The organism is Streptococcus sp. KHUD_012 (assembly GCF_052588255.1).
Map to the genome: position 1 here is coordinate 466,449 of NZ_CP159355.1, position 12,357 is coordinate 478,805.

Annotated in this window: 14 protein-coding genes; all 14 read left to right on the forward strand. The window is 44.8% G+C overall.

Going from position 1 to position 12,357, the window contains the following annotated elements; all coding sequences use genetic code 11:
* Entirely contained in the window at positions 1 to 2,385 is a 2,385-nt protein-coding gene (gene secA2 / locus ABVF55_RS02260; protein ID WP_080934963.1) for an accessory Sec system translocase SecA2, read from the forward strand.
* Between the two features lie 11 nt (positions 2,386 to 2,396).
* Positions 2,397 to 3,911, forward strand: a complete 1,515-nt coding sequence (gtfA, locus tag ABVF55_RS02265) for an accessory Sec system glycosyltransferase GtfA (protein ID WP_272144300.1) — start codon at positions 2,397 to 2,399, stop codon at positions 3,909 to 3,911.
* Positions 3,895 to 5,250: an accessory Sec system glycosylation chaperone GtfB gene (gene gtfB, locus ABVF55_RS02270; protein ID WP_445285453.1), complete on the forward strand. Its 1,356-nt coding sequence runs from the start codon at positions 3,895 to 3,897 to the stop codon at positions 5,248 to 5,250. Before gtfA ends, gtfB begins: the two co-directional genes overlap by 17 nt.
* A complete protein-coding gene (gene asp4 / locus ABVF55_RS02275) occupies positions 5,243 to 5,434 on the forward strand; it encodes an accessory Sec system protein Asp4 (RefSeq protein ID WP_003003066.1) in 192 nt (63 codons plus the stop codon). Before gtfB ends, asp4 begins: the two co-directional genes overlap by 8 nt.
* 1 nt (position 5,435) lies before the next feature.
* Positions 5,436 to 5,660, forward strand: coding sequence for an accessory Sec system protein Asp5 (asp5, locus tag ABVF55_RS02280; RefSeq protein WP_003003038.1), 225 nt, complete (start codon positions 5,436 to 5,438; stop codon positions 5,658 to 5,660).
* 394 nt (positions 5,661 to 6,054) lie between these two features.
* Positions 6,055 to 6,948: a TDT family transporter gene (locus ABVF55_RS02285; RefSeq protein ID WP_445285454.1), complete on the forward strand. Its 894-nt coding sequence runs from the start codon at positions 6,055 to 6,057 to the stop codon at positions 6,946 to 6,948.
* An 85-nt stretch (positions 6,949 to 7,033) separates the two neighbouring features.
* Positions 7,034 to 7,711, forward strand: coding sequence for a CPBP family intramembrane glutamic endopeptidase (locus ABVF55_RS02290; protein ID WP_070586735.1), 678 nt, complete (start codon positions 7,034 to 7,036; stop codon positions 7,709 to 7,711).
* Between the two features lie 78 nt (positions 7,712 to 7,789).
* Positions 7,790 to 8,131 carry a ribonuclease P protein component gene (gene rnpA, locus ABVF55_RS02295; RefSeq protein WP_003002960.1) on the forward strand — a complete coding sequence of 114 codons (342 nt, stop codon included), beginning with the start codon at positions 7,790 to 7,792 and terminating at the stop codon, positions 8,129 to 8,131.
* Between the two features lies 1 nt (position 8,132).
* Complete coding sequence (locus ABVF55_RS02300; protein ID WP_003015944.1) at positions 8,133 to 8,948, forward strand: YidC/Oxa1 family membrane protein insertase; 816 nt, start codon at positions 8,133 to 8,135, stop codon at positions 8,946 to 8,948.
* A 15-nt stretch (positions 8,949 to 8,963) separates the two neighbouring features.
* Positions 8,964 to 9,911 carry an RNA-binding cell elongation regulator Jag/EloR gene (gene jag / locus ABVF55_RS02305; protein ID WP_118396391.1) on the forward strand — a complete coding sequence of 316 codons (948 nt, stop codon included), beginning with the start codon at positions 8,964 to 8,966 and terminating at the stop codon, positions 9,909 to 9,911.
* A gap of 75 nt (positions 9,912 to 9,986) precedes the next feature.
* Positions 9,987 to 10,616, forward strand: coding sequence for an HI_0552 family protein (locus ABVF55_RS02310; protein WP_320909686.1), 630 nt, complete (start codon positions 9,987 to 9,989; stop codon positions 10,614 to 10,616).
* Between the two features lie 147 nt (positions 10,617 to 10,763).
* A complete protein-coding gene (gene rpmH, locus ABVF55_RS02315) occupies positions 10,764 to 10,898 on the forward strand; it encodes a 50S ribosomal protein L34 (RefSeq protein WP_003003086.1) in 135 nt (44 codons plus the stop codon).
* A 125-nt stretch (positions 10,899 to 11,023) separates the two neighbouring features.
* Positions 11,024 to 11,794 (forward strand): TatD family hydrolase, encoded by a 771-nt coding sequence (locus tag ABVF55_RS02320; protein ID WP_049471812.1) that lies wholly within the window; start codon positions 11,024 to 11,026, stop codon positions 11,792 to 11,794.
* On the forward strand, positions 11,766 to 12,356 hold the full coding sequence (rnmV, locus tag ABVF55_RS02325) for a ribonuclease M5 (RefSeq protein ID WP_192832127.1): 591 nt from the start codon (positions 11,766 to 11,768) through the stop codon (positions 12,354 to 12,356). Before ABVF55_RS02320 ends, rnmV begins: the two co-directional genes overlap by 29 nt.
* The last annotated feature ends 1 nt before the right edge of the window (position 12,357 follow it).

Genomic DNA, 12,357 nt, shown 5'->3' on the forward strand with positions numbered 1-12,357 from the left:
ATCACATTGGATTACGTTAAATTAAGAAACATCAAAAAAATCTTAAAAGAAGTCAATAGCTGGAAGGATGACATGGCCCGTTTGACGGATCGACAACTACAGGAGAAGACTGTGGAATTTCGGGAACGTCTAGCTAAGGGTGAGACCTTAGATGATCTCTTACCAGAAGCATTTGCGGTTGCGCGGGAAGCTGATAAACGGGTCTTGGGCATGTTTCCTTATGACGTGCAAGTCATGGGAGGGATTGTCCTCCACCAAGGCAATGTCGCTGAAATGAATACCGGTGAAGGAAAAACCTTAACAGCGACCATGCCGGTTTATCTCAATGCCTTAGAGGGCAAAGGGGTCATGGTTATTACGACCAATACCTATCTGGCAACTCGGGATGCAGAAGAGATGGGACAGGTCTACCGCTTTTTAGGCTTGACTGTTGGAGTTCCTTTAAAACAATCAGAAGACGAAGAATTAGATCCAGAAGTCAAACGGGAGATTTACCGGTCAGATGTCATTTATACGACCAATACCAGTCTGGGATTTGATTATTTAACAGAAAACTTGACGGCTTCGGCAGATGGCCAGTTTTTGGCAGACTTCAATTATGCCATTGTCGATGAGATTGATTCGGTGCTCCTTGATAGTGCTCAGACTCCCTTGATTATTTCTGGTTCTCCTCGGGTTCAATCTAACCTATATGGGATTATTGATACCCTGATCCAAACCTTCAAAGAGGGGGAAGACTTCAAGTTTGATGAAGAAAAGAAACGAGTTTGGTTGACTCGAAAAGGAGCTCATGCAGCAGAAGCCTTTCTAGCCATTCCCAACCTCTATGATCCCCAATACCGTGATTTGGTCCGCCATATCAGCCTAGCCCTGCAGGCCAATAAAAACTTTATTAAAGATAAGGACTATGTCATCCACCCCAATGTCGAAGGGCAACCGGAGATTGTCTTACTAGACCAGGCGACGGGGCGCTTGATGGAAATGACCCGTTTGCAGGGAGGACTCCACCAGGCGATTGAAGCCAAAGAGGGTCTCAAGCTCACCCAAGAAACACGGGCTATGGCTTCTATTACTTACCAAAATCTCTTTAAGATGTTTCGGAAGTTGGGAGGCATGACCGGGACTGGGAAGGTCGCTGAAGCAGAGTTTCTTGATACCTATGCCATGTCAGTGATCAAGATCCCAACCAATCGCAAGAAGATCCGCAAGGATTTGCCGGATGAAATCTATCAGACCTTGCCGGAGAAAATCGTAGCTTCTTTGGATTATGTGAAGAAGGTCCATGAAAAGGGCAATCCGATTCTGGTCTTTGCCGGATCCGTTGAGATGTCGATTCTTTATTCGAATCTTCTTTTGCGCGAAGGGATTCCACACAATCTTCTCAATGCCAACAATGCTCCTCGAGAGGCCCAGATCATTAAGGAGTCTGGTCGAAAAGGAGCCGTGACGGTTGCGACCTCAATGGCCGGTCGGGGAACCGATATCAAGTTGGGACCAGGAGTCGCTGAGTTAGGTGGCTTGGTGGTTGTTGGGACTGAGCGGATGATGAACCAGCGGATTGACCTTCAAATTCGTGGACGTTCAGGTCGCCAAGGAGATCCTGGTTTGACCAAGTTCTTTGTCTCTTTGGAAGACGATTTGATGAAAAACTGGGGGCCAGACTGGATCCAGGATACCTATCAAGACTATGATGTGGATGAGCGGATTGGTTCAGCCAAAGCTCTGACCAAGCGCAAGTATAGAAACTTGGTGGAACGGGCTCAAAATGCTAGTGAAAGTTCTGGTCAGGCCAGTCGTCGGATGACGCTAGAATTTGCGGAAAGCATGAACATTCAGCGTGCCATCGTCTACGAAGAGCGCGACCGCTTGATCAAACAAGAAGGTCGCTTGGACGACATCGTTGAAAAAGTTCTTCGTTCCGTCTTTTCAAGCGTAGCCCATAAAAAAGAATACAAGGAACCGGTAGCTTTTTATCGCTATATGTTAGACAATGTGAGCTACCAAGTAGATCCGGAAAAGGCCCACCAAACCTTCCGTAGCAAGAAAACCAAAGAGAATTTCTTATGGGAGATTGCTAAAAGCGAGTTGGAAGCTAAGTATGAGATCTTAGGCACCGATGAGGTGATCGCCCAATTCCAGCGCATGGCCATCCTAAAAGCTATCGATGAAAACTGGGTCGAGCAGGTAGACTATCTGCAACAATTGCGCATGGCGCTCTCTGGTCAGTACACCAGTCAGAAAAACCCTTTGGTAGAATTTTTCCAAGAAGCCTACCAATCCTTTGAACGAATGAAAGAGGCGGCCAAAGAACAAATGGTCCGCAATCTCTTACTGAGTCGAGTAGAAATCAATAAAAAAGGGGAAATTGTCTTGCATTTCCCATAAAAGAGGACATTATGACAGTATACAATATCAACCTTGGAATCGGTTGGGCCAGCAGTGGTGTTGAGTATGCCCAGGCCTACCGTGCCCAGTTGTTACGCAATATCCATCAACCAGCCAAGTTTGTCTTTATGGATATGATCCTAGCCGATAATATCCAGCATTTAACAGAAAATATCGGTTTTAAAAATGATGAAATCATCTGGCTCTATAGCCATTTTACGGATATAAAAATTGCGCCAACGACCTATACCATTGATCAGGTCTTAGCAGGATTTGCCGGAAAACCGACTCGTGAAGAAGTCGATGGAAAGATCAAGCGCTTCTTTTATGAGGACCAGGACAACTTTTTAACCTGCTACCTGCGCGAAGAAAACAGTCCCTATGTTGAACGCTGTGAGTACGTGTCTAGAGGAATTTTGGTGAGAAAGGATTATTTCTCCTATACCCGCTATTGTACCGAGTACTTCATTCCTAAGAACAATCAAGCCAATTTGATTGAGCGCCGTTTTTACAATGAAGACGGGACGGTTGCCTACAGCATGCAGATGGCAGATGGCCGCGAAATTTATCGTTTCCCAGATCGTTATCTGGTTGGTCGCCAAGAATTGATCCGATACTTCATGCAAACTCTTCAATTGACCAAACAAGATTTGGTGATTTTGGATCGGGAAACCAATATTGGTCAGCCTATCTTTGAAGAAGCGCAAAAAGCTCGCCTGGGTGTGGTCGTCCATGCCGAGCACTTCAGTGCCAATAATGTCGATGATCAGTATATCCTGTGGAATAACTACTACGAGTACCAATTTACCAATGCAGACAAGGTAGACTTCTTTATTGTCGCGACTGACCGCCAAAAAGAAATCTTGGCCGAGCAGTTTGCTAAATACACCAACCATCAGCCAGCTATCTATACCATTCCAGTTGGGAGTCTTGCCAGCTTGCCACAAAACGAAAATCGCACCCCATTTTCTATGATTACCGCCTCTCGTTTAGCGACAGAAAAGCATATTGACTGGTTGGTGCGAGCAGTGGTTCGCGCCAAAAAAGAATTGCCAGAACTGTCTTTTGACATCTATGGAAAAGGTGGAGAAGAAGGCAAGTTGCGTTCTCTGATTGATGAATTGGGGGCGGCAGACTATATCCATCTCAAAGGGCATGCCAATCTAGAGGAAATTTATAAGAATTATGAGGTTTACCTGTCAGCGTCGACTAGTGAAGGCTTTGGGTTGACCTTGATGGAGGCGATTGGTTCTGGACTTCCGATTATCGGTTTTGACGTTCCTTATGGCAATCAAACCTTTGTCACAGAAGGTAAAAATGGCTATCTCATTCCGCCTTCAGCAGATCAAGTGGTCGACCAGATTGCTTCTGCCTTTGCGGAGAAAATCATCCAGCTATACAAAAAAGATGATCTAGCCAGCATGCGTCAAGCATCTTATGCGCGTGCAGAAGACTTTTTGACCAGCCGAGTAGAAGAAGCTTGGGCACAATTGATAGAAGAGGTGACACATGCTGAACGTATTTGATAGTTATTCTCGTGAAAGCCAAGACTTGCTCCACTCCATGAAAGAGTCTGGCTTTGACCACCCGACCGTTGTTTTGGAGCCAAATGGTTTCTTACCAGACGGTGTCGAATCTCCCTTTATCTATTTCTTAGGACAAGCAAAAGGAGAGAAGCGCGGACGCTACTTTAATGAAGTTCCAGTGCCTGATTTCTGGGAAGTTTCTGGGGATAACAGTTCGGGAAAAGTGACCTACTATGGTCAGGAAAAGGCTCGGATTGTGTACCATGCTGCTTCCTATAAACGCATCGTCGAGCGCTTAGAGTGGTTAGATGATAAGGGGCAAGTGGTCATGGTTGAGCACTATGACCAATACGGTCGTAAGATTGCTGTAACGACTTGTGGCGATCAGGGACAGTATTTGGTGACTACTTATTTTGAAGGGGATATCGAGCGCTTGACAGAAAATCACCAAACAGGGGATTTGATCTTGACCTTGGATCATCAACCCATGCGGATTTTCAAGAATCGCTTAGATTACTTTGTCTTTTATCTAGAGTATCGTGGTTTTGATCTAGATGGTTTGGTCTACAATACGCTGGCTACCTCCTTTAGCATTAGTCTCCAGCTGGGCAATAAAGGCATCAAAGGACGCGATGTCTTGGTGTGGCAAGAGCCTCTTCACGACAGCCTTCCGGGCAATATGCAGTTGATTCTAAAGAGCCCAGAAATCCGGACCAAGAAGATCTTGATTCCGCAAAACGCGACCTATCATCGTGCTTTGCAGTTGACCTCGCAAGACCAGCATAGCTATTTTGGTCCCCTTGGCTACCTGTATGATTTCAAGGTGAAAGACGATATCCGTAAAGACGCTTTTGTTTTGACCAATTCGGATCAGATCGAAGCCTTGACCTACCTAGTAGAGAACTTGCCAAATGTGACCTTCCGTGTAGCAGCTTTGACGGAGATGTCTGCGAGCCTCTTGTCTATGGTCCGCTATCCAAATGTGGTCTTGTACCAAAATATCAGTCAAGAGCGGATCAAAGAGTTGCTTAAGGTCTCTAGTATTTATCTGGATATCAACCACTATGCAGAGGTACAAGGCATTGTTCGCAAGGCCTTCGAACACCAGCAAGTTATCCTTGCCTTTAGCCATACCCTGCATGACCGCCACTTCCTCGCACAAGCCAATATCTTTGATCAAGGAAAAGAAGCAGATATGGTGGCCCGCATCCAGGAAATCTACCAATCTGTGGATAGCTACAGAGAAGCCGTTGCGCAACAAATTGCCCAATCAAGTAGCGTTGAGCCAGCTGTTTTCAAAGCTCGCTTGCAAGAAGGGATAGGTGGACACAGTGAGTGATCGTAAGAAAGATTTATTTTACAAAGAAGTAGAAGGACGGATGGAGTCTCTCAAACGCCGTCCTGCCGAAAAAGAAAAGACGACACGTTCTGAAAAGATCAATGTTACTTTTAATGTGATCATTGGTTTGGTGATTCTGCTGGGAGTTATTTTTACCCTCTTCAGAGTGTTAGGAGGATCCTAAGATGGAAATGGTATTTGCAATCGGGATCTCGATCTTATCCCTCGCTCTTGTGGTTCTGATCACCTTGCAGCCTCGCCAACAACAATCGCTTTCAACAGATGCGACCAGTAACCTAGGAAAGCCAAGTTACTGGCGGTCTCACCGTGGACTCAAGCTAGCGACCCTTGTTGTTAGCATCGTCTTTCTCGTATCCTTATTTCTTTATATGATGGTCGTACAGGCCTAGTCTTTAATAGAATGGATAAAAAGAAGTTGGTATTTTCCAACTTCTTTCAAATTGTAGATAGAGTCATCTTAGAAACTTTCCTTAGGTGAGTACGGACGTCAGCGAACTTCGAGGAAGTTCCATGACTAATTATTGAGCCTAAGGTCTCAATAATCCCGAGTGCCTGAAACATAATTATTTCAGGCACTTATCTCACGGCGGAAAGTTTCAGTAGATGTCTAAGTGAGCCTAATAGTTGATATCTTTTTAATTTTTTAAGTATCATTTAGGATGTATTATGTAAGAAACAGGTGTATTACATTCTAAAAGAAGTTGGTAAACCAACTTCTTTTTTTGATGATGTTCCCTTTGATTTTATGGTATACTGAAAGCGATAAAATGATTGGAGCTTCCGATGAAAAAGATTCCCTTAGTATTTTCAGGTTGTCTGTTAGGACTAGTTGGCGCTGGAAACCTTCTTGCAGACTCTCTGCCTGTTCTTGCCCATGCCTTTAGTCTGACAGGTTTGTTCTTCTGGTTTTTCTTTTTAGTCTATCATGCGATTCGCTGGCAAGAAACCAAGATAGAACTCCAACAGCCATCCCTGTTATCTGGGATGGCGACCTTTCCCATGGCAGGGATGATTCTATCCACCTATCTTTTTCGCCTCTTTCCCGCCTTTGGAAGTCTATCTCAGTTGGTTTGGTGGTCAGCCTTTCTCTTGGATCTTTGCTTGATTCTTTATTTTACCAAGACCCATGTCATGGTGCGTCCAAGAGCCAATGCCACTCCGAGTTGGACCGTTCTCTATGTGGGCATTGCAGTAGCAGCCTTGACCTACCCTGTTGTAGGAATCAGGGAGATTGCTTATCTCGCTTTAGTGATTGGTTTTGGTTTGACCTTTCTTCTCTACCCAGTCATTTATTTTGATGGGAAAAAGCAGCCCTTACCCAGTCATCTGTTGGGGCAAGAAGGTATCTATTGCGCTCCATTTTCCCTTCTTTTAGCAGCTCTGATTCGTGTCGGTGGAGCAAGCCTTCCTACCTGGTTCTTACTGATCATGGTGGTGGCCTCGCAAGGTTTTTATTTCTTTGTTTTGACGCGCCTGCCAAGAATGGTCAAAGAAGGTTTTCAACCTGCTTTTTCAGCTCTTACCTTTCCAACGGTCATTACAGCGACCTCTTTAAAAATGGCCCAAGGCTTGTTGCAACTACCTTTCTTGACAGCTCTTGTATGGATGGAAACTTTTCTTTGTCTCTTGATTCTAGTCGCTGTCTTAGGTGGTTATGTGGCCTATCTCAGAGAGTAGGAAGTCATCCTTTTTCATTGAAACCTTGTCACGATTATGGTAAGATGCACTATACGATTTGTCATACTTTATAGGAAAGGTATCTATGAAATTCATCAAAGGAAAGCTCTCACTGCTTTATCCCCTCTTTCTGCTCTTGTTTTATTTTTATGTTCGGCCTCAATTTCGCCCCTTGGCCCAGTATGTCTCCAATAGTGTAGCAAGCGCCAATAGCTATTATTGGACCTTATTTGGCCTAGAAGGCCTCTATGCAGTCTTTACAGGATTTTTGGTCTATCGTTTTTCTAAAAAAGCGCAGTTTAAGCTGGGGAAGAATCCTCTTCAAGCCCTGATAGAAGCCGTTTTTGCGGCCTGTTTAGTTTACTGGTTGGACTACTTCATCAGTGGTTTTGTTCAAGGACGAGCAGCCGTTTTGAGTTTGTTTCCACGGGAAATTAGCCCCACAGGGGTACTTATCCTAGTGATCGCAATGGTTATCATCCGGCCAGTGACAGAAGAGCTGATCTTTCGTGGAGCCTTGGTGAATGCCTACTTTAAAGACTGGAAACTCTATGCTGAGATTTGGCTTCCAGCCCTCATCTACAGTGGCTTACATTTTCTCCACAATCCTTTTTCGCTAGGAGCTTCTATTATCTATCTCCTGCCGAGTGTGATTTTTGGGATCCTGTATTATCGGAGTAAGACGCTCCTTTCTCCTATTTTGGCTCATATCTTGCTCAATCTCTACTACACCTTGCCTTTACTTTTATCTGTATTTAAGTAGCAACCGATTTCCTGAGTGAGATTGGTTTTTTTTGAAAATATGGTATAATAGAATAAATTTAATAGAGGGAGTTGAGGTTTGAAAAAAAGCTACCGCGTCAAACGTGACAAAGATTTTAATGCTATTTTTAAAAGTGGTCAAAATGTTGCCAATCGGAAATTCGTTGTTTACCGCTTGCGCAAGGACCAACCGCATTTTCGAGTCGGCCTGTCTGTTAGTAAGAAACTGGGAAATGCTGTGACTAGAAATCGTATCAAACGTTTGATTCGCCATGTTTTGATCAAACACCAAGCCTTCCTTACGACCGATGATTTTGTTGTCATTGCTCGTAAAGGAGTGGAGGAGCTCGACTTTCATCAAGTAGAGAAAAATCTTGTACATGTCTTAAAATTAGCGCATGTCTACCAAGAAAGGGAATAATGTGAAAAAGAAACTGAAGTTAACTGGATTATTAGGAGCGGCCTTATTGGTCTTGACAGCTTGTGGAACCTCTCAAGTGACAGCTCAGTCGACAGGTGGTTGGGAACGTTTCGTCTACTTCTTTGCAGAAGCCATCCGCTTCTTGTCCTTTGGCGGAAGTATCGGTGTAGGGATTATCGTCTTTACCATTGTCATACGGACGGTCCTCTTGCCTCTCTTCCAATATCAAATGAATTCAACCCGCAAAATGCAGGAAATTCAACCCCTCCTCAAGGAATTGCAAGCTAAGTATCCTGGGAAGGATCTTGATAGTCGGACCAAGCTTTCTGAAGAGATGCGGGCCCTTTACAAGGAAAAAGGCGTCAAAACGTCTTCAGCCTTCCTTCCTCTCTTGATCCAGATGCCGGTCTTGATGGCCTTGTTCCAAGCGTTGAGCCGTGTCGAATTCCTTAAAGTCGGTCACTTCCTCTGGTTGGACCTTGGCGCGATCGACCCGACTTATATCTTGCCGGTTCTTGCCGCACTCTTCACATTTTTCAGCAGTTGGTTGACCAATAAAGCCATGCCAGAGCGCAATGGTAGTGCGACAACCATGATGTATGTGATGCCTGTGATGATCTTCTTCTTTGCCTTGTTCTCAGCCAGCGGGGTCGCACTATACTGGGTGACTTCCAATGCTTACCAAGTCGGGCAAACCTATCTTTTGAACAACCCCTTCAAGATTATCGCAGAGCGTGAAGCAAAAGAACAAGCTTCGCGCGACATGGAAAAACAAAAACGTCGTGCCCTAAACAAAGCACAGAAAAAGAAAAAATAAGAAAGAGGTGGACATATGGTCCTATATACTGGAGCAACTGTTGAAGAAGCGATTCAAAAAGGTCTGAACGATTTAGATATTCCTCGTATGAAGGCACATATTACGGTTGTAGCGCGTGAAAAGAAAGGTTTTCTTGGCTTGTTTGGGAAAAAACCAGCCCAAGTAGAGATTGAGCCCATTGCAGAAACAACTGTTGTAAAAGCCAATCAAAAAGCTGTCAAAGGTGTCCCAGATGAGATCAATGCACAAAACGAACCGGTTAAGACGGTGAGCGAAGCGACGGTTGATCTCGGACGCGTCGTTGCAGCGATCAAAAAGGTCGAAGAAGAAGGAGAAGTTGTCTCTGAAGAAATCAAGACCGAAATCCTGAAACATGACAAAGAAGCAGATACCGTTCTTGAAGAAAAAGGGCATGAACATATCCTTGAAAAAGTCAAAGAACCAGCGGCAAAAGAATCAAGCGAGTCTGATTTCTCAAACCTTGGTATCGAGGTAGAGGAAAACTACAACATCGAAGAAGTCGTAGCTGATGTGACAGCCTATGTTCAAACAGTGGTCGATGAAATGGATGTGGATGCGACTATCTCAAGCAGTCACAACCGCCGTACGGTCAATATGCAAATTGATACCAATGAGCCAGGACGTGTCATTGGTTACCACGGAAAAGTCTTGAAGGCTCTTCAACTTTTGGCGCAAAATTACCTCTATAACCGCTACTCAAAGAATTTTTACATTACCATTAATGTTAATGACTATGTAGAACACCGGGCAGAAGTTCTTCAAAGCTATGCTCAGAAGTTGGCAACACGTGCCCTCGAAGATGGGCAAGCCCAACAGACAGATCCGATGTCAAACAGTGAACGCAAAATCATTCACCGGATCGTCTCTAAGATGGAAGGAGTCACTAGCTACTCTGAAGGGGAAGAACCAAACCGTTATGTAGTTGTCGACATTGAAGGATAATCTAGCTATTATTTCCCATAAGGGAGAGACGGGATTGAGCCGATCTCTCCTTTTTTAGGTTTAGAAAGGAAGCAAATGGCATTTGCAGCGATTCGAGAGTTTTTAAAGCTTCAAGGAATTCACTACCAGGCCCCAGCAAAGGCTGGGGTGCTAGCCCCAGAGATGGAGCAGTATCGTGCCCTAGCTCAAGCAGCTCGTAAGGAATTCACCGATTTAGTCTCAGCCTTTCAGCAGCGTCACCCTTACTTGGAGCAGGATCGGACTAGCCAATGGATGAACCAGGCCCAGGTCTTGCGGCCTCATTTTTGGGCCTATCTAAAAGGAGAAGGGACGATGGCAGAGCCCATGTTTGCCTTGAGGCTTTATGGGGATGCAGCTGATTTTGGAGTTTCCTTAGAGGTGAGCTTTATCGAGCGAAAAAAAGATGAGGAGAGCCTTCAAAAACAACAAATGGTTCTCACCATACCCATCACTCAGCCAGTTTATTATTTCGCCCAGAAAAATGGAGAGAGTCAAAGGGTAGAAGGAACAGAAAAGAATCGCCATGATCTGTTGCAAGGAGTAGCAGAAGGGACGGTTCGTAAGGTCCTCGTCAAATACGATGTTTCTCTAGTTGAGGAGAGTTCCCTAGAGAATATCCTGGATCAGTTGCAAGAGGCGCTGGTGGCTCTGGAACCCTATTACTTGGCAACCCGTCAGGTGTAGAAAGGTGTTCTCCGACCTGTATTTGCAACAATTTTGCCATAGCTATTGACAAATAGAGTCGAATCCGATAGAATAGTAAGGTATGTTTAGTAACTGATCACAACTAGCCGGCTAAACGAATACAAAATCTATGAGGAGGTATTCATCGTGAAACGTACTTATCAACCAAGTAAACTTCGTCGTGCGCGCAAACATGGTTTCCGTCACCGTATGGCAACTAAAAATGGTCGTCGCGTATTGGCAGCTCGTCGTCGTAAAGGACGCAAAGTTTTGGCTGCCTAATTCAGATAAAAACCTAAAAACCAGTAGAAACTCGAGACTACTGGTTTTTGTTTTGTCCGAAAGTGAATTTAGAGGCGCTTTCTGCTATAATAGAAAGAAGAAAAACTCGGAAGAAAAGGAAGATCATGCAGATTTTTGATACCCACACCCATCTCAATGTGGAAGAATTCGCAGGAAAAGAACAAGAAGAGCTCGACTTGGCCAAGGAAATGGGTGTTGTAGCCCACAATATCGTTGGTTTTGACAAACCGACGATTGAGCGTGCCATGGAGTTGGCAGACCAGCATCCAGAACTCTATCTCACGCTTGGTTGGCACCCCACTGAGGCAGGCGATTATACTCCTGAAGTGGAGGCCTATTTACTTGAACAGCTAAAACATCCCAAAGTTGTCGCACTCGGAGAAATCGGTCTGGATTACCACTGGATGACGGCACCAAAAGATGTCCAAGAAAAGGTTTTTCGTCGTCAGATTCAATTGTCTAAGGACTTGGACCTCCCCTTTGTGGTGCATACACGCGATGCTTTAGAAGATACTTATGGCATCATCAAGAGTGAAGGAGTTGGTCCTCGCGGTGGGATCATGCATTCTTTCTCAGGAAGTTTAGAAGAAGCGAAACGCTTCATGGATTTGGGAATGATGATTTCCTTTTCTGGAGTGGTGACCTTTAAGAAAGCCACAGATGTCCAAGAAGCGGCAGCTGGCCTTCCGTTAGACAAGATCTTGGTTGAAACAGATGCCCCTTACCTGGCACCAGTTCCCAAACGTGGTCGAGAAAATAAAACAGCCTACACTCGTTATGTGGTAGATTTTATTGCAGAACTACGTGGCTTAACAACAGAAGAAGTGGCTCAGGCAACCTATGACAATGCAAGAAAGGTATTTGGCCTTGACTGAGAAAAGAAAAATACCGGAAGTGATTATCGTGGAGGGCAAGGATGACACAGCCAATCTCCGTCGTTTTTATGAGGTGGATACCTATGAAACGCGAGGCTCTGCGATCGATCAAGATGACTTGGAACGAATTGCTACCTTGCAAGAGTTGCGTGGGGTCATTGTCTTTACCGATCCAGACTATAATGGCGAGCGCATTCGCAAGATCATTATGCAAGAGGTGCCCCAAGCCAAACATGCCTTTTTAAATCGTGGTGAAGCAGTCCCCAAATCCAAGACCAAGGGGCGTTCTCTTGGAGTGGAGCATGCGAACTTTGAAGATTTAGAAAAAGCCCTAGCTGGACTGGTCGGGTCTTACGAAGATGAAAATTTCTTTGATATCACAAAGACCGACTTGATGCGGCTTGGACTGTTGATGGGAAGCGATAGTCGCAAACGGCGGGAATATCTAGGAGAAGCCTTGCGCATCGGCTACTGCAATGGCAAGCAATTACTCAAACGCTTGGAGTTGTTTGGAATTAGTTTGGCTGAGGTTGAAGCTACCATGAAAAGTTATGAGAATTGAG